Origin of the sequence: Colwellia sp. BRX10-9 (genome assembly GCF_014077405.1) — a bacterium.
Taxonomy (GTDB): domain Bacteria; phylum Pseudomonadota; class Gammaproteobacteria; order Enterobacterales; family Alteromonadaceae; genus Colwellia_A.
Window position 1 is genome coordinate 74,776 of record NZ_JACGVV010000009.1, and the last position, 25,066, is coordinate 99,841.

Annotated in this window: 18 protein-coding genes; 5 read left to right on the top strand and 13 right to left on the bottom strand. The window is 38.8% G+C overall.

Annotated elements, in window-relative coordinates; translation table 11 throughout:
- Nucleotides 1-2: 2 nt before the first annotated feature.
- A complete protein-coding gene (gene gndA, locus H4J69_RS07720; protein ID WP_182222007.1) occupies nt 3-1,541 on the bottom strand; it encodes an NADP-dependent phosphogluconate dehydrogenase in 1,539 nt (512 codons plus the stop codon).
- Between the two features lie 200 nt (nt 1,542-1,741).
- Here gndA and gap point away from each other — a divergent pair, with 200 nt between their 5' ends.
- Nucleotides 1,742-2,746 (top strand): type I glyceraldehyde-3-phosphate dehydrogenase, encoded by a 1,005-nt coding sequence (gene gap, locus H4J69_RS07725; protein ID WP_070373727.1) that lies wholly within the window; start codon nt 1,742-1,744, stop codon nt 2,744-2,746.
- Nucleotides 2,747-3,032: 286 nt separating this feature from the next.
- On the opposite strand, the gene H4J69_RS07730 is transcribed toward gap, so the two are convergent.
- From H4J69_RS07730 to zwf, 5 genes are read right to left on the bottom strand one after another with little or no spacing between them, the layout of a single operon-like run.
- Nucleotides 3,033-3,680 (bottom strand): bifunctional 4-hydroxy-2-oxoglutarate aldolase/2-dehydro-3-deoxy-phosphogluconate aldolase, encoded by a 648-nt coding sequence (locus tag H4J69_RS07730; RefSeq protein ID WP_182217619.1) that lies wholly within the window; start codon nt 3,678-3,680, stop codon nt 3,033-3,035.
- Nucleotides 3,681-3,683: 3 nt separating this feature from the next.
- Nucleotides 3,684-4,670, bottom strand: coding sequence for a glucokinase (locus H4J69_RS07735; RefSeq protein WP_182222006.1), 987 nt, complete (start codon nt 4,668-4,670; stop codon nt 3,684-3,686).
- On the bottom strand, nt 4,667-6,505 hold the full coding sequence (edd, locus tag H4J69_RS07740; RefSeq protein WP_070376951.1) for a phosphogluconate dehydratase: 1,839 nt from the start codon (nt 6,503-6,505) through the stop codon (nt 4,667-4,669). Before edd ends, H4J69_RS07735 begins: the two co-directional genes overlap by 4 nt.
- Before the next feature lie 15 nt (nt 6,506-6,520).
- Nucleotides 6,521-7,216 carry a 6-phosphogluconolactonase gene (pgl, locus tag H4J69_RS07745; protein ID WP_182222005.1) on the bottom strand — a complete coding sequence of 232 codons (696 nt, stop codon included), beginning with the start codon at nt 7,214-7,216 and terminating at the stop codon, nt 6,521-6,523.
- Between the two features lie 38 nt (nt 7,217-7,254).
- Nucleotides 7,255-8,724 carry a glucose-6-phosphate dehydrogenase gene (gene zwf, locus H4J69_RS07750; RefSeq protein ID WP_182217616.1) on the bottom strand — a complete coding sequence of 490 codons (1,470 nt, stop codon included), beginning with the start codon at nt 8,722-8,724 and terminating at the stop codon, nt 7,255-7,257.
- Between the two features lie 372 nt (nt 8,725-9,096).
- On the opposite strand from zwf, the gene H4J69_RS07755 reads away from it, so the two are divergent.
- From H4J69_RS07755 to H4J69_RS07765, 3 genes are all read left to right on the top strand, one after another.
- Nucleotides 9,097-9,945: a MurR/RpiR family transcriptional regulator gene (locus H4J69_RS07755; RefSeq protein ID WP_070373731.1), complete on the top strand. Its 849-nt coding sequence runs from the start codon at nt 9,097-9,099 to the stop codon at nt 9,943-9,945.
- Between the two features lie 73 nt (nt 9,946-10,018).
- Nucleotides 10,019-11,470, top strand: a complete 1,452-nt coding sequence (gene pyk, locus H4J69_RS07760; protein ID WP_070373732.1) for a pyruvate kinase — start codon at nt 10,019-10,021, stop codon at nt 11,468-11,470.
- Between the two features lie 189 nt (nt 11,471-11,659).
- Nucleotides 11,660-12,664 carry an ATP-dependent 6-phosphofructokinase gene (locus tag H4J69_RS07765; RefSeq protein WP_182243430.1) on the top strand — a complete coding sequence of 335 codons (1,005 nt, stop codon included), beginning with the start codon at nt 11,660-11,662 and terminating at the stop codon, nt 12,662-12,664.
- Between the two features lie 72 nt (nt 12,665-12,736).
- Here H4J69_RS07765 and H4J69_RS07770 read toward each other — a convergent pair whose 3' ends face one another.
- The 5 genes from H4J69_RS07770 to H4J69_RS07790 form a co-directional block, all read right to left on the bottom strand.
- Nucleotides 12,737-13,948 carry an EAL and HDOD domain-containing protein gene (locus H4J69_RS07770; RefSeq protein WP_182222003.1) on the bottom strand — a complete coding sequence of 404 codons (1,212 nt, stop codon included), beginning with the start codon at nt 13,946-13,948 and terminating at the stop codon, nt 12,737-12,739.
- Between the two features lie 183 nt (nt 13,949-14,131).
- Nucleotides 14,132-15,430, bottom strand: coding sequence for a hypothetical protein (locus H4J69_RS07775; RefSeq protein ID WP_182244474.1), 1,299 nt, complete (start codon nt 15,428-15,430; stop codon nt 14,132-14,134).
- 33 nt (nt 15,431-15,463) lie between these two features.
- Complete coding sequence (locus H4J69_RS07780) at nt 15,464-16,036, bottom strand: tRNA-(ms[2]io[6]A)-hydroxylase (protein ID WP_070376952.1); 573 nt, start codon at nt 16,034-16,036, stop codon at nt 15,464-15,466.
- Between the two features lie 104 nt (nt 16,037-16,140).
- Nucleotides 16,141-20,583, bottom strand: coding sequence for a thrombospondin type 3 repeat-containing protein (locus tag H4J69_RS20090; protein WP_182244475.1), 4,443 nt, complete (start codon nt 20,581-20,583; stop codon nt 16,141-16,143).
- 174 nt (nt 20,584-20,757) lie between these two features.
- On the bottom strand, nt 20,758-21,438 hold the full coding sequence (locus tag H4J69_RS07790) for a hypothetical protein (RefSeq protein ID WP_182244476.1): 681 nt from the start codon (nt 21,436-21,438) through the stop codon (nt 20,758-20,760).
- 131 nt (nt 21,439-21,569) lie between these two features.
- On the opposite strand from H4J69_RS07790, the gene H4J69_RS07795 reads away from it, so the two are divergent.
- Entirely contained in the window at nt 21,570-22,130 is a 561-nt protein-coding gene (locus H4J69_RS07795) for a DUF2937 family protein (protein ID WP_182221999.1), read from the top strand.
- A gap of 226 nt (nt 22,131-22,356) precedes the next feature.
- On the opposite strand, the gene H4J69_RS07800 is transcribed toward H4J69_RS07795, so the two are convergent.
- Nucleotides 22,357-22,647: an integration host factor subunit alpha gene (locus tag H4J69_RS07800; protein WP_070373739.1), complete on the bottom strand. Its 291-nt coding sequence runs from the start codon at nt 22,645-22,647 to the stop codon at nt 22,357-22,359.
- 3 nt (nt 22,648-22,650) lie between these two features.
- Nucleotides 22,651-25,062: a phenylalanine--tRNA ligase subunit beta gene (gene pheT / locus H4J69_RS07805; RefSeq protein WP_182244477.1), complete on the bottom strand. Its 2,412-nt coding sequence runs from the start codon at nt 25,060-25,062 to the stop codon at nt 22,651-22,653.
- Between the last annotated feature and the right edge of the window lie 4 nt (nt 25,063-25,066).

A 25,066-nucleotide genomic window follows, 5' to 3' on the forward strand; every position in this document is an offset into this window, starting at 1 on the left:
TTTTATTTTGAATGACCAAATTCGATCATTTCGCGCTCAGGGTGTGACCATTCAACATGAAATTTCTTTCCTGGCGCTTGATCAACACGTTCAAAAGTATGTGCACCAAAAAAATCTCTTTGTGCCTGTAATAAATTTGCAGGAAGAACCGCAGTACGCATCGCATCATAATAGGTCAACGATGAACTTATTGCACTGGTTGAAATTCCCATTAAAGCGGTTTCTGCAACAGTTTTACGCCAATTTAATTGATGAGCATTTAATTGCTCCACAAAGAATGCATCTAGCATTAAATTTTCTAACTTCGCATTACGTTTAAAAGCATCGGTAATAGATTGTAAAAATGCTGCACGAATAATACAACCCGCTCGCCATATTTTTGCAATACTGGCAAAATCTAGCTCCCAATCATGCTCTTGCTCCGCTTGCTTCATTAATTGAAAACCTTGGGCGTAAGCACAAATTTTCGCACAGTAAATCGCATCATGTAAACGAGCAATAAACGCTGTTTTTTCTTGTGCATTTAAGGTCTTAGCTTCAGGGCCGTTAAGCAGACTTGAACTCTGCACTCTTAAATCTTTAAATGAAGAGATGGAACGTGCGTATACCGCTTGGGCAATAGTGGGAGCTGGTGTGCCTAATTCTAAACTGCTCATCGCAGTCCACAAACCTGTACCTTTCTGCCCCGCTTTATCGAGAATCAAATCCACTAGCGGGATGTTATCTTCGGTCACCTTATGGCGAAGTACTTCGACAGATATTTCCATTAAATAACTGTCTAGAGGACCTTGGTTCCATTGTTCAAAAATATCAGCAATCTCATCTGTTGATAAATTTAAACCCGCACGTAAAGTATGATAAGCCTCACAGATAATCTGCATATCCGCATATTCAATACCATTATGAACCATTTTTACATAATGACCCGCACCGGCTGGGCCAATATAGGCGGCACAAGGTTCACCTTTCTTAATGGTTTCTCCTGGCTTAGTCCGCTCTAAAGGTTTACCTGTTTCGGCGTCAACCTTAGCTGATATGGCTTCCCAGATAGGTTTGATGCGAGTCCATGCATAAGGAGAGCCACTGGGCATTAAAGCAGGTCCAAATCGAGCGCCGACTTCACCGCCAGAGACAGCTGAAGAAAATAAAATAAAATTACTCTTATACTTTTTCTCACGAGCAACGGTATCAACCCACAGACTATTACCTGTATCAATAATAATATCGTCGGGTTGAATACCAGCGCCAATCAAACTCTCAGAGACTTGATCAACAGGAGCACCAGCAGGTACAGAAAGTACAATAAGATGGGGAGTTTTTAATCGCGATAATAATTCTGTATATGATGAGCAACCGTGAACACGTTGCTTATTTTCACCATTTTCCAATTTGTCTTGGGCAATAACGCCAAGCACTTTTTCATTATCTAAATCAAAAGCAGCAATACTGTAACCGTTGTCGGCTAAGTTTAGCACCAAATTTTTACCCATTACACCAAGGCCAATAAAGCCGATGTCACACAAACTATTGTCTTGTGTCATAGTAGAAAGTCCATAAATACTGAGAAATACAATGGCATTTATTCTACCATGAACAAAACTAAGCCACTAGCAATTAAAGCCGACCCAATTCGTAATAAAACGTCTTTTTTATCAATAAAAGGCCAAATACGACAAGTATCGCTTGTATAAATCTCAAAATGATGTAATTTTACTACATTATTTTCATTTGGAATTTTAACATGACTATTAAAGTTGGCATCAATGGTTTTGGCCGTATCGGTCGTTTTGTATTTAGAGCTGCTGCGCAGAGAAGCGACATTGAAATTGTCGGTATTAATGATTTAATCGACATTGACTACATGGCTTACATGCTTAAGTATGACTCAACACATGGTCGTTTTAACGGTACGGTAGAAGTTAAAGATGGTCAGTTGATTGTTAATGATAAAGTTATTCGCGTTAGCGCTATCCGTAACCCCGAAGAACTTAAATGGGATGAAATAGATGTTGATGTTGTTGTTGAATCAACCGGTTTATTTCTAACTGATGAGACAGCACGAAAGCATTTGATCGCCGGAGCTAAAAAAGTTGTACTTTCTGCCCCTTCAAAAGATGACACCCCAATGTTTGTCTGTGGTGTAAACCTCAATGAGTATAAAGGCGAAGATATTGTATCAAACGCCTCATGTACTACTAATTGCCTAGCACCTATTGCTAAGGTTCTTAATGATAATTGGGGAATTGAAAGTGGTTTAATGACGACGGTTCATGCAACTACAGCAACACAAAAAACTGTTGATAGCCCTTCAGCTAAAGATTGGCGTGGTGGCCGTGGTGCAGGACAAAATATAATCCCTTCATCTACGGGTGCTGCAAAAGCGGTTGGTAAAGTTATCCCTGAATTAAATGGCAAACTCACTGGTATGGCCTTTCGTGTACCAACACCAAATGTATCTGTTGTAGATCTGACTGTTAATTTAAAAAGTAGCGCAACCTATCAAGAAATTTGCGATGCGATGAAATCAGCAGCTCATGGTGATTTGCAAGGCATATTAGGCTATACCGAAGATCAAGTAGTTTCTAATGATTTCATTGGCGAAACGTGTACGTCAGTCTTTGATGCGGGTGCGGGTATAGCACTAACCGATAAGTTTGTAAAAATCGTTTCTTGGTACGACAATGAAATTGGTTATTCAAACAAGGTACTTGATTTAGTGGCTTACGTCAGCGCTTATAAAAATTAATCATCTTTAGAATAAAAGTTATATCAAAAAAGCCAAATATCTTTATTTGGCTTTTTTATTGAGATAAATGTTAGTCAAAGCCCCTTACTTGAACAACCTTGACTAGTGGATTTACGGCTCTCACCTGTAGCATCCCTATAAAGATGTTATTTAGCTATCGACTGCCTTTACTTGCTTATAAAAGGATATATGAGGATTGATGTCAGGCGGACAAGAAGTCGTATATATAAAAAAGGCTGGAGCACTATCAATAGCGCTTCAGCCTTTTTGGTATTCACTTTACGCGTTATTTTACATGAGCAAGTGCTTGTTTAGCTAATTCAGTAATTTTAGCCCAATCTTTATTTTTAATTATTTCGTCGGTAACCAACCAAGAGCCACCACAACAAGCAACGTTTGATAAGGCTAAATAGTCCTTAACATTACTTAAATTGATACCACCTGTTGGACAAAAGCGAATGTCAGGGAATGGTCCGCCCATAGATTGAATCGCTTTAACACCACCAGAAGCTTCTGCGGGGAAAAACTTCAAATGATCATAACCAAAGTCAATTCCGTCCATCATTTCTGAAATTGATGAAATTCCTGGTATTAGAGCAATATTACCTTCATTACCCGCTTTTAATAAATCTTTTGTTAAGCCAGGACTTATTGCAAACTTAGCCCCTGCTTCTTGACAGCGTTGTAGCATTTCACGATTTGTTACTGTACCTGCGCCAACACAAGCTTCAGGTAACTCTTGCGCGATAATTTTAATCACATCAAGTGCCGCTGGTGTGCGCAAAGTTACTTCTAAGACTTTTATGCCTGCAGCGAGTAAGGCTTTAGCAATAGGTAAGGCATCTTCAACATCTTTAATAACAAGAACAGGCACAATAGGCCCCATAGCGAAAATTTCTTTTGGCGATAACTGCCAATTATTTGTTATGGTCATGATTTAGATGTGTCCTTTCATTGAAGATAATTGTTGACGAATATAGGCAGACGCCCCTATCAAACCGGGTTGATTTTCGGTGATCACATACGTCGGAATATTATTAATAAAACTAGATAGTCGGCCTTTTGTATCAAAACGCTGCCTAAAATTGCTGTTTTTGATGAAATCTATAAAACGAGGCACAATGCCACCGGCAATATATACACCACCAAAACAACCTAACGTTAAGGCTAAGTTACCGGCAAAGCTGCCTAAAGTATTACAAAATTGATGTAAGGCTTTTTCACATATTGGACATGAGCCATCTATCGCTTTAGCGGAGATTTGTTCAGCTGATAAATTACTCTTGGGCAAGTTATCAATTGACAAAAAGGCTTGATAAATTTGCTCTAAGCCTCTGCCACAAAGTAATTGCTCATAGGATATTCTATGTTGTTTAGTTTCAAGTAAATAACTTAATATTTTAATTTCATCAGCATCAACAGGAGCAAAGTCGACATGGCCTCCTTCTCCCCCTAAACAACACCAACCGTCTATGGTCGGTACTAAATTAGCAACACCTAGTCCGGTACCAGGGCCACAAATAGAAATAGGTTTGTCAGCAATTGCGACCCCTTCTCCAATTTGCACTTTCTGTGCTTGTGTTAGCAAAGGTACTGCATGAGCTATTGCGGTATAGTCATTTATTAAAAATAACTGACTAATATTCAATGCTTTTTTCAAGGACGATTGAGAAAATGTCCATGGCAAGTTAGTCATGGTAATTTGATCTGTTTCAACCGGACAAGCAATGGCTAAACACGCATTGATTGTTTTACCCGCAGCGTTATGTAACGCTAAATAAACGCTAATAACATCGGCTAAGCTATCATATTGGTCGCACTGATAAGTTTTAATATCTGAGGTTTGACCATCGTCATTAACGAGGCCAAACCTGATATTAGTACCGCCAATGTCAGCGACTAAGTTAAGTATTGACTCACTCACGAAGCTTTACCATCAATATCAGTTTCATCAAATAATGAACAAGCACCGGTTTCAGCGGTACTTAAATTACGACGCATAAAACCAAAAAGCTCTCGGCCCATGCCTTGATGATGACCATTGACTTGAAAAATAGCGTTGTCACGTTGGGCAAGCTCTGCTTCGTCAACCAATAAGGTTAATTCTCCAGTTTCGCCGTCAACTAAAATCATATCACCGGTTTTCACTTTCGCGATCAAACCGCCATCTAGGGCTTCTGGGCATAAATGAATAGCAGCAGGTACTTTACCTGAGGCGCCAGACATACGGCCATCAGTTACCATAGCGACCTTAAAACCTTTGTCTTGAAGAACGCCAAGTGGTGGTGTTAGTTTATGTAATTCAGGCATACCGCGCGCTTTAGGTCCCTGAAATCTAACAACAGCAACAAAATCTTTTTCTAATTCACCCGCATCAAATGCCGCTTGTAATTCATGTTGATCTTCAAAAACGACGGCAGGTGCTTTAATAACAAAACTACCTTCACGCAATGAAGATGTTTTAATGACAGAGACACCTAGGTTACCCTTAAGAACGCGTAAACCGCCAGTAGCTTTGAACGGGCTTGCAACGGTTGCAATAATACTATCGTCGAGAGATTTTTCAACACAGTCAACCCACTTAAGTTCACCGCTTTCGAGTACAGGTTTTTTAGTGTAGCGCGTTAAACCGCGGCCACAGATAGTTTCAACATCTTCAAAAACTAAACCGCCTTCAATCAATTCTCTAAAGAGTAGTGCCATACCACCGGCTTCTTGAAATTGATTTATATCTGCTTCGCCGTTCGGGTAGATACGTGTTAATAGTGGCACCGCTTCAGACAAATCATTAAAGTCTTGGAAGTTAATGATAATACCCGCTGCTTTTGCAAACGCAATAATATGCATGGTTAAGTTCGTTGAACCGCCCGTAGCAAGTAAGGCAACAATTGCATTAACAATTGAACGCTCATCAACCATTCTGCCAATCGGCATATAGTTGCCCGACTGTTGCGTTAAACGAGTTGCTTGACGTGCCGCTGCTTTTGTTAATTCTTCACGAAGCTGCGTATTCGGTGCGATAAATGAAGCGCCAGGTAAATGAAGTCCCATGACCTCAACAACCAATTGATTTGAGTTGGCTGTGCCAAAGAAAGTACAAGTACCCGCAGAGTGATAAGAGGCAGATTCAGCTTCAAGAAGCTCTTCTTCGTTAGCTTCACCTTTAGCATATTGCTGGCGAACACGTGCTTTTTCTTTGTTTGGTAAACCTGAAGGCATAGGGCCCGCAGGAATAAATACCGTGGGTAAATGGCCAAAAGTCATACTGGCAATCAACAAGCCCGGTACGATTTTATCACAGATGCCCATCATTAATGCGCCATCAAACATATTATGCGATAAGCCAACCGCTGCAGACATTGCAATAACATCTCGGCTCATTAGGCTTAAATCCATACCCGGTTGGCCTTGAGTAACACCGTCACACATAGCAGGTACACCGGCTGCAAATTGTGCAACACCACCCGCATCTCTCACTGCTGCTTTAATAATCGCAGGATAAGTTTCATAGGGCTGATGAGCAGATAACATATCATTATAAGCTGAAACAATAGCGATGTCTGAGTGATGTATGCCACGTAATGAGGCCTTGTCTTCTTTACCACAAGCAGCAAAACCATGAGCTAAGTTACCACACGACAAACCGGCACGATGTACTGTTTGCGAGCTTTCAGCTTCTATCTTAGCTAAATATTTAGCCCTACTGCCTTTACTACGCTCAATAATTTCATTGGTAATAGCGACGATTTTTTCATTCATTTTAATAGTCATATGTTACTCCGCCCAATACACTTGTGTATTGATATCTGGGTTTTGTAAAAATGCCCTTATTGGCATTTCTGTTTGATTGTTACTTGAAAGTGCTTTTTCTAAAACGACCTTTTTCCCGGCACCACAAACATGCAAAATAATATTTTTACTCTGCGCTAAATGAGCATAAGTAAAAGTTATACGGTCGTTAGGAGCTGTTTTGGGGACAACCTTCATTAGGGCATCTGAATTATCAAGCGCAAGTGCTGATGATATTTGCTCGCTACAAGGGAATAAAGAAGCCGTATGACCGTCTTCACCCATGCCAAGAATAAGCACATCTAAGGGCAATAACTGGCTTTTAGCATCAGTATTTAATTGCACTAGGGTTGATTGATCACATTCACCCTCTTTTTTAAGGTGAAAAAATTGTGCAGCGGCTGCTTTATTTTTTAACAGGTTTTCATGTACCAAACGGGTATTACTTGCCTCAGACTCAAACTCAACCCAACGTTCGTCCGCTAACGTGACGGTTACGTTTTGCCAATCAATATCTTTAGTCGATAAAGCCGTAAAAAAACCTTTGGGTGTAGACCCGCCAGAAACAGCCAAGCTTGCTTTACCTTTCTGACTCAAAGCGTTTGATAAAAGTTCAGCGACATTATTGGCTAAGGCATTATCTAAATCTGTTCGCTGAGCGAAATCGTTTAATTGGTACATAGTTATTTCCTGAAATTCACGTTATCTCTAAAATTTATTTATTCAACCCACTGGCGATCATCACGAGCGATCATAGAAAGAGAGGCAACGGGTCCCCAAGTTCCAGCAGGATAAGCTTTAGGTGCTTCATTACTTGTTTTCCAGGCTTCGATAATACTATCAGCCCAAGTCCAAGCAGCTTCGACTTCATCACGACTAACAAATAACGATTGATTACCGTTGATAACTTCTAGCATCAATCGTTCGTATGCATCGACAACACGCTGATTTTCATAAGTTTCTGAAAAACTCAAATCAAGCTTATTTTCTTGGATATGCATTTGTGAAGCAATACCTGGAATTTTATTCATCATCTGTAATTCAACGCCTTCGTCAGGCTGTAAACGAATCGTTAATTTATTTGCCGGTAGATCAGCATGGCTATCTTTAAAGATATTATGCGCTTGAGGTTTAAATTGCACCACTATCTCACTGTGCTTAGCAGGCATTCTTTTACCCGTACGAAGGTAAAAAGGCACGCCAGCCCAACGCCAATTATCAATTTCCGCTTTTATAGCAACAAAAGTTTCAGTATCACTTTTTTGATTGGCATCTTCTTCATTTAAGTAACCCGGCACTGGTAAACCATTTAAGTAACCATCGGCGTACTGACCGCGAACTGTTTTTTCTTTCACATTCAAGCGATTAATGGGCGCGAGAGCTTTAACTGCCTTTAACTTTTCAACACGAATACTTTCTGCACTTAAATCAGCAGGAGGCTCCATCGCTAAGAGTGATAAAATTTGTAATAAATGGTTTTGTATCATGTCGCGCATTTGCCCTGCGTCGTCATAAAAACCCCATCTCCCTTCAATTCCTACACTTTCAGCAACCGTTATCTGTACATGGTCAATACTATTACGGTCCCAGTTATTGGTAAAAAGTGAATTGGCAAAACGCAGTACTAATAGATTCAGTACGGTTTCTTTTCCTAGATAGTGATCGATACGATAAATTTGGTTTTCATTGAAATAACGAGAAACTTGATCGTTAATAACTTTTGATGATGCAAGGCAGTTGCCAATCGGTTTTTCCATCACAACACGGTCAGCGTCAGTAATAAGTTTAGCTGACTTTAAACCGTCGGTAATATCACCATAAATAGCAGGAGGCGTTGAAAAATAATAAACACGTGTATCATGGCCACCTTTTAACGTTGCAGCTAAGTTACTATAAGAGACAGTGTCTTTAAAATCTAACTGTTGATAAACCATACGGCTAATAAAACGAGCAAGTACTTCTTCGTTTAAGCCTTCTTTGACAAACTCAGTAAGATTCTCAATAACAAAAGCCGTAAATTCTTCTACCGAATGGTCTTGTCTGGCGACACCTAAAATTCGACTTTCTACATTTAATAAGCCAGCTTGGTCTAATTGATATAAAGCGGGTAATAATTTGCGACGAGACAAGTCACCAAGTGCACCAAAAATAACAATTTCACTGGCAGACTGAAGATCAGAACTTTTCATAAACAATATCTCTTTTTTTGGCTTTCTTTATTGAACACTGATAATAACTAAAATTACCTCATCAATAAACCTAGCACATATTGTAACTAAACTACATTTATCCATAATTTAACGGGTATATTGGCATCAGTAAAGAACTTTTTGTAATTAAATTACATTTTAGGTATTATGAATAAATAAAAGCTTTACGCGGCAATTTTACTCAAAGTTCATTGTTGGTTAGTGGTTATTCGTATGAAACATTAATTAAAGGTTTGCTAAAAATTGCCAATATGTTTTATATTAGCTGTAATTATGAAATAAATTTTCATTATTCTCGTCATTTAGACAGAAAATTAATTACAATTATTGTAAAAAGTAGGATTGACCGACATGAATATATTAGAAAAGATCGCCGACGAATTAGATACTTTCAGTAAATCTGAACGTAAGGTGGCAGAGGTAATATTGTCTTCTCCGGGTACCGTTATTCATGCCAGTATCGCTGCCTTAGCTAAACAAGCAAATATCAGTGAGCCTACTGTTAATAGGTTTTGTCGTCGTTTAGATACTAAAGGTTATCCCGATTTTAAACTTCATTTAGCCCAAAGTTTAGCCAACGGTACCCCTTATGTTAATAGGCATGTTGATGAAAACGATACGGCTGATGAATATACAGATAAAATTTTTGAATCAACCATGGCTAATCTTGAATTAGCCCGTAAAAGTTTAGATGCAAATGTGATCAACCGATCTGTTGATGTGTTAACACAAGCGAACAAAATATCATTTTTTGGCTTGGGCGCTTCCGCAGTTGTTGCTCATGATGCTTTAAATAAATTCTTTCGCTTTAATGTGCCAGTAGTTTATTTCGATGACATATTAATGCAACGTATGAGTGCTATAAATAGTCGCCAAGGTGATGTTGTTGTTGTAATTTCTCATACGGGGCGAACCAAGTCATTGGTTGAAGTCGCCAGTTTAGCAAAAGAAAATGATGCCATTGTTATCGGAATAACAACGGCGGGTAGTCCTCTGGCAAAAGAATGTAATATCGTTTTATCTGTTGATGTTGCTGAAGACACCGATTTATATATGCCTATGTCATCACGTATCGCTCAACTTGCATTGATTGATGTATTAGCAACAGGCTTTACCCTGAGACGTGGTACAAAATTTAGAGAAAACTTAAAGAAAGTTAAAGACAGTTTACGTAGCTCTCGTTTCGAGCGCAAAGACTAAACAGCATTATCGATGGCGACTAACACTGATTTGTTTATCGTCAAAATCAAACAATATTATAATAAGGATTAAGATGCCTAGAAGAACTAAAATTGTAGCGACCTTAGGGCCAGCCACTGACGACAGAGCCGTATTAAAAGAAGTATTAGCCGCTGGTGTAAATGTGGTTCGTTTAAACTTCTCTCATGGTATTCCACAAGATCATATTGACCGTGCCAACAATGTTCGCGAAATAGCTAAAGAATTGGGTATATATGTTGGTATCTTAGGTGATTTACAAGGCCCTAAAATACGCGTATCTACTTTTAAAAATGGTCCAATTAAATTAGCCATTGGTGATAAATTTGAACTTGACGCAGAATTGCCAAAAGGTGAAGGCTGCCAAGAGAAAGTGGGTATCGATTACAAAAAATTACCACAAGATGTCGTCCCTGGCGATATTCTTTTACTTGACGATGGTCGTGTGCAATTAAAAGTTTTAAGTACACAAGGGCAATCAGTTTTCACCGAAGTAACGGTGGGTGGACCTTTATCAAACAATAAAGGTATTAATCGTCAAGGCGGTGGCTTAACAGCACCAGCATTAACAGCTAAAGATAAAGAAGATATTAAATTAGCCGCAAAAATTAATGTCGACTTCTTAGCGGTATCTTTTCCTCGTGATGCTGCAGATATGCGTGAAGCACGTTTATTAGCGCAAGAAGCTGGTTGTGATGCACGCTTAGTATCTAAAATTGAACGTGCAGAAGCAGTAAATGATGATAAAGTGCTTGATGAAATTATTCTAGCCTCTGACGTTGTCATGGTTGCTCGTGGTGATTTAGGTGTTGAAATTGGCGATGCTGCTTTAGTCGGTAAGCAAAAACATATAATCGCTCGTAGTCGTCAGTTAAACCGTGTTGTTATTACCGCAACACAAATGATGGAGACCATGATTGAAAACCCTATGCCGACTCGTGCTGAAGTAATGGATGTTGCAAATGCCGTGCTTGATGGAACTGATGCAGTCATGCTCAGTGCTGAAACTGCCGCAGGTAAATACCCGGTAGAAACAGTAAAAGCGATGGCATCAGTATGTATTGGCGCTGAAGAGCATCGTTCAGTAAACATTTCAAACCACCGTAATGAACTCACTTTTTCTGAGATTTCAGAAACAATCGCAATGTCAGCAATGTATGCAGCTAATCACCTAGTGGGTGTTAAAGCTATTATATCATTGACTGAATCTGGACATACCAGCAAAATCATGTCGCGTATTACTTCAGGTTTGCCTATTTATTCTTTATCTCGTCATCAGAAAACATTAAATAAAACTGCTATTTATCGTGGTGTTTATCCTGTTGAATTTGACTCTACACATTTTCCTGATGAAGAATTATCTAATGCGGTACTCAATAAAGTCTTAACTAAAGCAGACTTAAAAGTTGACGACATAGTGATATTCACCCACGGTGATATGATGGAAACGGTTGGCGCAACGAATACGATGAAAGTGTTAACAGTAACAAAAAAACATCTCAGCTAATCAATTGCTATGACCCATTAAGGTAAAGCTTCAAGCAGTTACCTTAAGCTGGCAAGCAAAAAAGTTTAGATCCAAAAAGGTAGCTCAATAGCTACCTTTTTTTATGTGCAAAAGATAATCAAGGTAAATAATGACGGATGCAAAAAACTTCCTTAGAATAGATTTTACTAGATAAGGTTAAAAACTATTATGACGATAAAAAATATTGCGGTATTAACCAGTGGTGGCGATGCTCCCGGCATGAATGCGGCGATACGTGCGGTCGTACTTGCTGCGCATCACTATGCATTGCCCACGATTGGTTTTTTTTCTGGTTATAACGGTTTAATTGAAACGAGTTCGACATTGCTAACACCTGCAAGTGTTAATGGCATTATCCACCGAGGAGGAACTATTTTAAAAAGTGCTCGCTGCCCTGCCATGCTCACTGAGCAAGGTTTAAAATCAGCCGCGGCAACCCTTAGAAAAGAACAAATAGACGCCTTAATCGTTATTGGCGGCGATGGCTCTTTTAACGGCTTACTGGCGTTAAGTAAATATTGGTCAGGAGCTATTATAGGTATTCCAGGGACCATAGATAATGATATTGATGGTACAGATTTCACCATAGGCTTTTCTACTGCAGTCAATACAGGTATTGAAGCGATAGATAAAATACGTGACACGGCAGAAGCTTTTGAGCGCATTTTTATTGTTGAAGTCATGGGCAGGCGAAGTGGACACATCACTTTTAATGTCGGTATCGCCAGTGCAGCTGAGCAAATATTATCTTTTGAGAATTTTTCTCAAGCCGACGAGCAAGAAAAACTCAGTCATTTAGCTAAAGAAATCAAACAAGCACAGCACAATAGGCATGCCAGTTATATTATAGTTATTGCTGAGAACTTATGGCCCGGTGGCGCTGTGCAGCTCGCTAAGCAATTAAAACAGACCGCAAACATTGACTGTACTGCATGTATACTTGGCTATATTCAACGAGGTGGTTCACCGGTAGCTAAAGACCGAATTTTAGCAACAAAAATGGGGGTTGCTGCAGTACAAGCGCTAATAGCAGGAAAGAGTAACGTTATGATTGGCGAACGTAATAATCAATTACTCACAGTTCCTCTGGATGTTGCCGTTCAACATAAAGAAAAAGTCAGTGAAAGCTTAGTTTCAGCCCAAGAAAATATTCTCGCCTTAACAGCGCAGTAACTGCCTAAAAAAAAGCTTAAGCAACAGGCATAAGCTTTTAAGGTATCTATCAAATCGCTGAGCTGAAATAACTTAAATACCGAGTTCTTTACACCATTGACAAGCGGCAACAAACTCTTGCTGAATATACGTTTCGTCAAGTGAATACATTTCAATTAATTGCTTTATATTCTCACCATTACCCCTGATGTACTTAACCGTAAAATCAAGTAATTCGCCGAGTAAACCTGAGTGGTCAACTAGCGCGTTTTCAATTGGAATGGCGAGTGGCATTGTTTTAACGATTTCGTTAATCGGCATACGCAAAATAATTTCAATAGCACTTAATAAGCCGGTAATAAAAGCAAAATCACTGATCTCTTTAAAGGCACCTTCTTTGGCTAATGCCGTCATTAATTTTGCAGTAATGAGCGCCTGCTTAGAGATTTCATCGGTCTTGTCGGTGGTCAATTTAGATAAAGCGAGGATAGTCACAAACTGTTTAAGTTTATCTTCACCTAAATAGGCCGCGGCTTGTTTTAATGAAGTAATTTCAATACGAGTTGATGTTGCTACGTTATTAACCATTTTTAACAAGCCAACAGTTAAGTTAACATCATGACTGATAATCGTGGCAATGTTGTCAAAATCTAATGGTGAATGAAATGTTTCACTGATCAAATGCAGCATTTGTGTTTTGATTGGCGCAAGTGTTTGCCCCTCGACTATCTCAGGTTCGTGATAAAAGTACCCTTGATAGTAATCAAATCCTACTTCTGCTAAAGCTTGTAATTGAAAGTTAGTTTCAACTTTTTCTGCGGCAAGTTTAATGTTGTGATCTTTTAAACGCTCGATAACTTTATGTAGACGTTTCGGATTAACTTTATCGGTATCAACTTTAATAATTGATATATATGGAAATAAAACATCCCACTTTGCATCAAGATCATATTCAGTTAACGCAACTTTATAACCTTTATCAAAATAAAACTTAACAATTTTAAACAAGCGTTCCGTTGGTACTTTATGGCCAACAAGTTCGATAACAATAGATTTTTTATCAAACATCAGCGGATATTTATTAATCAGACATTTTTCAGTAAAATTAATAAAAGCAAGTTTTCCCATACTGATAGAGCGAATGTCACCTTGTAGGTGATTTTGAATAATTAATTTTGAGCTAGCAACATCTGAATCAATGTCAGGAAATTTGTTATCTGCGCTATCTCTAAAGAGCAGCTCATAACCAATCGTGACATGGTTTCTATCAAGTATCGCTTGTCTTGCTATATAAGTGTTATACATATATCAGAGCTAAAATTTTATTAATTATTATTAACTTAAACATACCCTATTTTTCTTTGAATTGTAAAGTAATTAAGCCGCTAAGCCGTTATTTTATTGTCAATATTATTAGAAGCATTTATACGCTACTCAAATAAACGAATGAAATGGGTAACCTATATACGGTTGATTAATTTCAGCTCTTTATTTAAGCCTAAATGGCGCGGTTAATAAAGCCTGCGCTAAAGGGATATCTTGATAGTGATTTTCACGAATATTATGAATAAATTTCAGGGTCTTAAAAGCATCAAACCAAACGACTAGCTGTTTATTAAACTGCTTTTCACTATTATTTATTTGTTTTTCAACAAAAGCTTCAAAACCTATTTGATTTAATGCGGTAACTATTGGCTCAGATAACGGTTCTAACCATGCGATTAAATCGCCACGATAGTGCCATAAATTTGCAAAAGCAGACAATACAGCTTTGAGCAATGTAAATACTTGAGGATGGTAATAACAATAATCGAGGTGACTTGCTTGTAAATCAAGAATTTTTTGCACTGCAGGTCCAGTACCAAACGGCACACGTTGAGACGTTCTGGCATCAAGGTTTACTGTTACCTCTTCAATAAATTCAACAGCACCTAACTTAGCTAATTTATTTATTAAATAAAAATCTTCTCCAGCACTGCGCTTTGGAAAACCACGAGCCTGAACATATACTTCCGCTTTAAACGCTAAAATACTCCCAATAGTAAAAAAGGCATAAGGTGAATCGGCATAATGTAAGCCCGCAACATAATAGCGCAAAGCGCTTTCATAAAGAAAATTAGCCTGATGAATGCTTTTATCTTCACTGCTATGCTTAAAGTTAAAACAGCAAACTACGGTATTTTTATCACGTGTATGTAAAGCGTTAAAATAATCATCGGGTAAGTATGCATCGGCATCACTAGAACAGATCCAAGTTTTTCTGATCCGGTTTACTGAAATTAAATAAGCACTGAGATCAGTGCCTATTTTACGTGCCAGCCCTACGCCTTGCTCTTTATCGATAGCACGGGTAAAACGGTCAACCACTAGCAGCCATGTTTGACTTTGTGCTACCTTAATTAGGGTTAGGTTATCGTATTGCCAGCAGTTATCACCACAAGAAAGTGCATATTGATAAAGTGCTTTTTGTTGATTTATCTCGTTATAATTAGCCACTGAATTATCTTCGCGTAAAGATTCAGTAACAGACTCGGCGATAAGTTCGGTAATAGGTTCGGCGATCGATTCGGTAATAGGTTCATTAATTACCAGCACCATAAGCACTGGAGATTTTGAAAGTGGTGAAGCTAAAAAGCGCTCAATAAAAGCGCTTGTTTCTTGATAAGCAGGAATAACCACAACATGGTCAACAGTAAACTCATCAGGTAACCCTGATTCATATTGAGTTAGTACCGCAACTTCACTTTCAGCATAGCGACTAAAATATTGGTTAAACACTTTTGACATCAGCTTACCCGTTAACCATTTATCGTTAAATAATTAATGCAGAGCCGCTCTAAAGGGAAGTTTTGCACAAATCTCAGCTTCTAATGTCAGTACTTCTTCTAAACGTATATTGACTTCGTCTTTATCAAAATATTCATAAGCGAGTTCGATAAATAAATTTTTATGCTTTTCTTCTGACTTTGCAATCGCGTCATATAAGACTTTGTCTTTGCCTTCAGGCAATGCTTGGGCAATAAGCGAAAAACGTTCGTATCCTCGTGCCTCAATCACACCAGCAACGATTAATCGGTCCATAAAAAACACTTCTGCACCATTACGAAAGGCTTTACGAATTTGGGTAATATAAGGGTCTTTGGTGTCAGCGCCGAGCTGAATGCCACGCGCATTAATTAATTTTAACACTTGTTTAAAATGAATGAGCTCTTCTATCGCTAAGTCAGCCATAGCTTTAACCATATTTTTTCTATCGGGATAATGAGAAATCATTGACATCGCCATACCTGACGCTTTTTTTTCTGCCGTTGCATGATCAAGTAAAAAGGCATTGAAATCAGCAAGAGCAACTTGCGCCCATTCTTTTGGCGTATGGTATTTAAGTTCAAACATAAAACTACTTATTATTGAAAGAGGAAATTTGCCCGCTATTTTATAGGAAAATAGCGGGCGAACAAACATAAATGTTCACTTGTTTGTCAAAGTCGCGTTATGACTTACTTACTTAACTTTTTCAATCGTAAGCTCACTAATACCAGTAATAATAACCAGTAAATACTGCCACTACTTGATTGCTCAGGATCGGTTTTCTTGGCAACTTCAGCATTAGGCACAACGGCAACACCACCTGGGTCGTCTATAATACCGTTAACCAAACCATCCGCATCGTTTGCACCGCCATCTTCAATCAATAAGCGTACACATTGATGCCCTTCAGTTAAACCTGTCTGGTATAAAGCACTCTGTGGCGGTGGACATACATCGTTATCTGCTGGACTAGACGCTAAGGTATTTTTGCTGTTTTCAACAAAGTTTTGCCAACCACTGTCACGATTAAATTTCCGGTAAAGCGCATTTTGTGGAATACCATCATTTAACGGAATAACCACAGCTGCAGAGGCACCAAAAGGAGTCACCTGATGAATTTCAAAGTCAAAGTAATCACTACGATGATCATAAGTGTCCGTTGCGACTAAACCGGTTGCATCCATCTCTTGTTGTGTCATTTGCACGCCATCTGAAAACTGCTGTAACGCATATTTACCTAAGCGTAACTTTAAGCCTGGCTCAGTTTCCATTAACTTAGTTTTACCGGCATTAACATGTAATGGCTGCAAATAAGCAATATCATTATTATCTAAGAATGCCGGAACACCATCGTTATCGTCATCAGCATAACCTTCAATATTATCTGCGATACCATCACTGTCCGTATCACTACCGTCGAGTCGAGCTAAAATGCTATTAACCGGAATACTAAGGCGATGAGTTTGTGACAATTCGCCACTGCCATTATCAGTAACACTGACTTCTACCGTAATTAATCCTCTTATTTCTTCAGGTAAAACAAAGTTGTCAGGTTGCAAATAAACCTTTAATTGACTGGCACTTATTTCGGCATTGATATACTCAGGCAGTAACCAATTAATAATGTGTGAATCATTTGGATTATCATCATTTATCTGTAGCTCTATGGTCACTTCACCTTGGTCTTTACTGATACTAGAAACCGCTATATTTTGCTGAGTCATACGCAATTGTGTTGTCGGTACTATATTATTTTCAGTAATAACTATGGTGTGGCTATTATTGACACCGGCATTTATTTCATTGCCAAAACTCAGCACAAGCTGTTCATCACTTTCTGCTTGAAAGTCTTTATTAATCAAGATATCAATAAAGCCTGACGTGCCCTCAGTAATAACAATTTTATTGTCTGTTATCTTATAATCAAGGGCATCTACATTACCAGAAATAGCAAAAGGTAATTCAATGGGATAAGCCGGCGCTTTGCCTGACAAGACAACTTCAACCCGAGCCGTAGCGCCCTCACCTATTGTTTGCGTCGCACTAAAGTTCACTAACGGATAAACATTAAGCACTTGTGGGGTGGTTGAAACATTACCAGCCTCATCAACCGCTCGCCATATAATATTGTACAACCCTGAGGTAATATATTTTTGTCCGCGCTCAAAACCCACCGGTGTTAATGCACAACAGTTAGCGCCATCACGACCATCTTCAACATAAACGTCGGTTAACTGTACCAATTGTGTTTGTGTTAGCGCAGTAAAGGTATGATCAGCATCAAGGTGAACTGCTTGTGGGACCGTTATCACTGGCGCATAATCGTCAATTAATGGATTGGTGTTGTTACGCTCTTCATCAACATTTGCCGTGCCGTCTGAATCTGTATCAATTAGTGCATCAGCATCGTTAAATGGGTTAAAACCATATTGAAGCTCAAAGACATCACTCATGCCGTCATTATCGTCATCAGGATCGGCATTATTACCTAAACCATCAACATCAAAATCTAGTGACTCTGTCGGGTTTAGCGGTAACTGGTCGAGATAATCAAAGACACCGTCGTTATCATCATCGATATCGTTAACATTGCCAATACCATCACCATCGGTATCAACACTTTCTATCGGATCGAGTGGGAAAGCATCGTCGATATCAAGCACACCGTCATTATCATCGTCACTATCGCTATTATTTCCAATGCCGTCATTATCACTGTCACGTGATTCATTCGGGTCAAAGGGAAATAAATCAACGTTATCTAGCACACCATCATTATCGTCGTCAGTATCAAGTACATCACCAATACCATCGCCATCAGTGTCAAATATTTCTCCTGGATCAAACGGAAAAGCATCATCAGTATCAAGAATACTATCGTTGTCATCATCGGCATCAGCGTTATCGCCTAGCCCATCTCCATCCGAGTCTTGCCATTCAGTTGCATCTAATGGATATAAATCATTACTATCAAGATAACTGTCATTATCGTCATCTGTATCTGCATTATTCCCTATGCCGTCATTATCGGTATCAAGCCTTTCATTAACATCTAATGGAAAAGCATCTAGGCTATCAACTAAACCATCGTTGTCATCGTCACTGTCGCTATTGTTACCAACAAGATCTCCGTCGGTATCTTGCCACTCGTTAGGATCTAAAGGAAAAGGGTCGTTAGCATCTGGTTCACTATCACCATCATCGTTGATATCAACATTATTACCTGTGCCATCACCGTCGGTATCTAAATATTCGCTCACATCTAATGGAAAGGCATCAGCATTATCAGCAAAACCGTCACCATCATCATCTGGATCAGCGTTGTTACCAATACCATCGCCGTCAGTATCTATGCTTTCAGCCGCATTTAACGGAAATAAATCAATGTTATCTACAACACCATCATTGTCGTCATCATTATCATTAGTTTCATTAGCTAGGCCATCGCCATCCGTATCTGTTCTTGCTAAAGGATCGGTTGGTCCGGGATCAACCGCATTGGCAATACCATCGCCATCAATATCTGGATCGCTATTATCGCCGATAAAATCGCCATCTAAATCATTCCATTCAGTTGCATCGAAAGGAAAAAGATCTATCGTATCAGGAATACCATCACCGACACCGGTAAAATCGTGCGTGTCATCATCAAGATCGGTATTATCAGCAACGCCATCACCATCGGTATCTGTGGTTGCTAAGGGTAACAGTGAGTTTGCCGGTGTTTCATTTACATCTAATATTCCATCGTTATCATCATCTGTATCAGTATTATTACCAACGCCGTCTCCATCAGTATCAAGCCACTCACTTGCATCTAATGGAAATCTATCGACGCCATCAGCTACATTGTCGCCATCATCATCGGTATCAGCAACATTACCTGTTCCATCACCGTCAGTATCAATATATTCACTAGGGTCTAATGGAAAGACATCATCTAAACCATCGATAATACCATTGCCGTTAATGTCATCTAAAACGCCATCATTATCATCGTCGGCATCAGAGTTATTACCTATACCATCAAAATCAGTATCTACTGACTCATTAACATTAAGCGGAAAAGGGTCACTGCTGTCTAAGACACCATCACCATCGTCGTCTGTATCTGCATTATTGCCTGTACCGTCACCATCAGTATCAATAAATTCAGTGTTATCAAGCGGAAAAGCATCGTTTACATTTAAATGGCCATCGCCATCAATATCTGTATCACCATTATCGCCAACACCGTCACTGTCGGTGTCTAACCATTCACTCGCATTTAGCGGAAAATCATCATTTATATCAAGGAAACCATCACCAACACCCGTACCATCATGTGTGTCATCATCGGTATCAATATTATTATCGATACCATCACCATCGGTATCAAACCATCTTGAGGCATCATTGGGCCATACATCAATACCATTTGCGTAACTGTCTCCATCACTATCGTTATCAGCATTATCACCTATACCGTCACTATCAAGATCTCTTTGCTCTGAGCTATCAAGTGGAAAAGCATCATCAACGTCTAGAATAGTATCGCCATCGTCATCGGTATCAGTGTTATTACCTATACCGTCAGAATCGGTATCAAGTTGTTCAGAGGCATCAAGCGGAAAAGCATCATAGCGGTCAATGATACCGTCACCATCATCATCAGTATCGGTATTGTTGCCTATCGTATCACTGTCGGTATCGTCCCATTCAAGTGGATTAAGGGGATATATATCAACAACATCAACAACGCCATCACCATCATCATCAAGATCAACCGTATTGCCAGAGCAATCACCGTCGGTATCAAGCCATTCAAAAGAATTTTCGATAAAAGGATCGTATGCGTTCAGTACAGGGTCACCATCACGGTTAAAATCAAAACCGTCGGGTACACCATCACCGTCATCATCAGGATCAGCATTATTACCAATACCGTCTAAGTCTGTGTCATACCACTCGGTTGGGTCAGTTGGAAATAAATCATAAGCGCCGCCAATAACCATAGTATCGTCGTAACCATCACCATCAGCATCGAGTAAAGGAGTTGGCGGAGGGCATTGTGGTACAACCGCATAAACAGGAAAACTGCTCATAAGTGTTAATACGAGAGGAAAAACGACTGAATGAATTCTTAATGGCATAAACATCCCCACCAATAGCAATATATTTTAAACTTACAGGTGTAAGTTATTACGTCTTGAAATTAACAAGACCACCTATTTAATGGCGATCATTATTAATTTCTTCTTTAAACTTTAGCAAATATCATCAACAAAGACCTTAAATGCTAGGCTAGACAACTTTTTCTATCAAACTTAATAATCTAAGCCTCGTCCAAAACGATAACTTAGACCAACATAAACAGATGTTATAGCACCAAATTCAGAAAAATTAGGTTGATGTTTAACACCTAGGTTTAATGCAGTATTTTTATTAAACTTATAATGGGCAACAACGCCTAGTACCATGTTTATATCATTTTCTTGCGAAGGGTATATTTCCACTGTATCTGAACTGTTTGGGTCGGTATAGGTAAGTTTATTTTCAGTGAGCGCTAGTGAAGCGCCCAGTTGATATTCAATCGTTAATTTTTTGAAAAAAGCATTATAACTTTGTATCTTATGACGATAACTAACAAGCCCATCAATGGTATTAATTTTAAAAAAACGTTCGTCGGTTATGGTGAAAGGTAAATCATATTTTACTTTTTCTAAGTTATTATAAGAAGCAGTCCAATAGAAATGTCCACCTTTAGTAAAGCTGTCTGCTAAAGAAAAACTATAACCTTGGCTGTTAGCGTCTTGACCTTTGTGAATGTTACCTGCTACTTCTAAAGCATTAACACTGTATGAAAAAAGACTTGAAGCAATAAAGATACCGCCAACGGCAAAAGTGTTCCGCAGCTTACTTAAATTTTTAACCATTATATTTCTTCCCAAATGAGAGTGTTGCAATATTAAATTTTCTTGTTCGTTGTTATCTATATTAATTTTCACTATTGATACCACCATCAAAAATTTGACTCTTTATTGCATTCATATAAATGCATAATCTATTTTATAAATATGCAATTTTTAAACCATAAAAATTTTAAAATATAAACAAATATATGCTAATGTTATTTTTTGTGAATATATATTTAAGCGATAAGTTAGCTATGTTTAGAGTGATTAATAATATTATTGACCGCTGTTTCTTCACTGTAACATTTATAGTAGGTGTGCAATTACCGGCATTTATCATTCAATATAAACATCGCCTGTCCGGACACTTATCTGAAGCAAAACTGCACCTAGTAGAATTTCAAAACATTGCAGATCTGCACTACCAAGGTAATTTATCAGCGATGATAACGAAGTATCAAGCTAATTCTGAGCCGTCAATAGTCAATACTGCCGAAATTATTAACCAATTGGTCATACGGGTTGAGTATTTGCAGTCACAACTTAGCGTGATAACTAGCGACGTTTATATTGAACGGATTTATAACTTTATTGTTTATGGCGATAAAGTCATTATTAAAGATACCTTAACTGATTTTTCACTGACTATCCCACTTGAGATAAATGCACTAAGTACTGGAGCGGTCATCGCTATTGTTGGTTTAATAGCGAAGGAAATAATTGTTTCTTTGCTTAAGTTACTAGGTAAAAAGATGTCACTAAATCATCAAAAAAGTTCACACTAAAGCAAGATAGTTAAGCGCTACTCTAGATCACGCATAGAGACACATTGATACCGTAACTAAACGATATCAATAAAGACTACCCTTGCCACCCTTGCTTGGCTCTATTTTATCTATCCCAGCTCTCTCGCAAGCATAAAAAAAGGTTGCCGTAGCAACCTTCTATAAACATCATCTCATCTATTATTGAATACATAGAAAAGCATGCTCTAACTTTATACGTTATTAATTAGCCGTTACCGTTTTCAACGCGACTCTTTAATTTTTGTCCAGGACGGAAAGTAACAACTTTACGAGCAGAAATTGGAATATCTTCACCCGTTTTAGGGTTACGACCTGGGCGTTCGCTTTTAACACGAAGATCGAAGTTACCAAAACCAGAAAGCTTAACTTGTTCGCCACTTTCTAACGTTTCGCGTATTTCTTCAAAAAACACCTCAACCATATCTTTTGCGTCGCGTTTGCTCAGCCCAACTTTCTCGAATAAATGTTCTGCTACTTCTGCTTTAGTAAGCGCCATTACCTAATTCCTCAGTGATGCATTTAGCTCAGTTTCTAATGTGTCTACGACACGTTCAACGACTTCATTAATGTCTTTTTCTTCGAGGGTTTTATCACAATCCTGTAAAGTCATCGCTATCGCTAAGCTCTTAAACCCTTCTTCAATACCATTTCCTCGGTATACGTCAAACAAGTTTAGATCAACTAAATAATTTCCGCCAACCTTTTCAATAAGTTGTAAGACATTATTTGCATTAATTTGCTCTTCAACGATCACTGCTATGTCACGTCTATTGGCAGGAAAGCGAGATATATCACCAGCTTCAGGGATTTGTTGTGTTGAAATTTCAGACAATAATAGCTCAAAAATAAATGTACGACCGTTTAGTCCTAATTTTCTTTCTAATTCAGGATGTAAGGTACCAACATGTCCCACCAGCACACCATTCTTATGGATTGCGGCGGTTTGGCCAGGATGAAGTGCGACTATTTCATCTTTTGAAAACTGATATAACGAAGCATCGCCAGTAAGAGCCAGTAAGGCTTCTACGTCTGATTTAATATCAAAAAAATCACTTGCAGACTTTTCCATATCCCAATGTTCTTCATTACGCTGGCCGGTCACAACACCTGCAAACATTTGTTCTTGGCGAACACCGTTTTCTGCGGCTTCATCTGGAACAAAACGTAAACCTGTTTCAAATAAACGGATGCGAGATTGCTGGCGGTTCTGGTTGTAAATAACCGATTGCAATAAGCCTGTCCACATACTTAAACGCATCACCGACATTTCAGAAGAAATTGGATGCGGTAAAGTCATCACCGCTTGTTCAGGGTGAATAAGCGCTTGAACTTTTGGGTCAACAAAACTATAAGTTATTGCTTCTTGATATCCACGATTAACCATAACGTTGCGTAAACGTTTCAACGGAATGAACTTTTCTTTTTGTTCGCGCATCGCCAACGTTGCTTTAGGCGACACATTTGGAATATTGTTGTAACCAAAAATACGCGCAACTTCTTCAATTAAGTCGACTTCAACTTTAATATCAAAACGATATGCTGGTACCACTACGGTCCAAACATCATTTACAAAGGCAATTTCGAAACCTAAACGCGTTAAAATCTCAGTCACTTTAGCATCTTCAATATGATGACCAATGCGTCCATCAAGTTTTTCGCGGCGTAAGGTTACTGTTTTTTCTTTTGGTAAATGTTCATCACTTAATGCTTCAACGATAGGTCCTGCTTGGCCACCGACAATAGCTAATAATAAGGTCGTTGCACGTTCCATAGCACTACGCTGCAATTCAGGGTCAATACCACGTTCGTAACGATGTGATGAATCAGTATGTAAACCATATTGGCGGGCTTTACCTAAAATAGCCAAGGGAGCAAAGAAAGCACTTTCTAAGAAAATATCAGTTGATTTTTCTTCTTCATCAGATTTAACACCCGATTCTTTTCCGCCAAAAATGCCAGCCATCGCTAAGGCTTTACTTTCATCAGCAATCACTAATGTTTCGCTCGAAAGCGTCACTTCATTACCGTCAAGTAAAACAAGTTTTTCACCTGACGTAGCAAAACGAACATTAATACCACCATCGATTTTTGATAAATCAAAAGCGTGCATCGGGTGCCCTTGCTCAAGCAACACGTAATTAGTTACATCGACAACAGGGTCAATTGAGCGAGTGCCACAACGGCGTAATTTTTCTACCATCCATAACGGTGTTTTCGCGGTTACATCTATATTTTTAATCACTCGTCCTAAATAACGCGGACAAGCTTGTGGTGCAGATAAAGTAATGTCACGCACATCATCAATCGTTGCAACAACAGCAACAATTTCAGGTTCAGTAATATTAGCACTATTTAACACCCCGACTTCGCGTGCTAAACCTTTAAGGCCTAAACAATCACCGCGATTAGCCGTTAAATCAACATCGATGGTAACGTCATTTAAGTCTAAGTATTCACGAACACACATACCGATTGGTGCATCGGGTGCAAGCTCCATAATACCGTCAGCACTTTCAGACAAACCAATTTCTGACTCACTACACAACATGCCATGAGAAGGCACGCCACGCAATTTAGCTTTTTTAATTTTAAAGTCGCCCGGTAAAACTGCGCCAACCGTTGCAACAGCAACCTTGAGGCCTAAACGACAGTTTTTAGCGCCACAAACGATGTCAACTAACTCGCCATCATTAAACTCGCTACCTAGGTTTATTTTTGTTACTTGTAATTTGTCTGCGTCAGGGTGAGGTCCACATTCAACAACTTCACCAATTAATACACCGGTAAATTCACCCGCAACAGGTTCTACAGCGTCAACTTCTAAGCCGGCCATAGTTATTTGATGAGCTAACTCACTCGATGAAATAGCAGGATTAACCCACTCACGTAACCAAGATTCACTAAATTTCATTGTT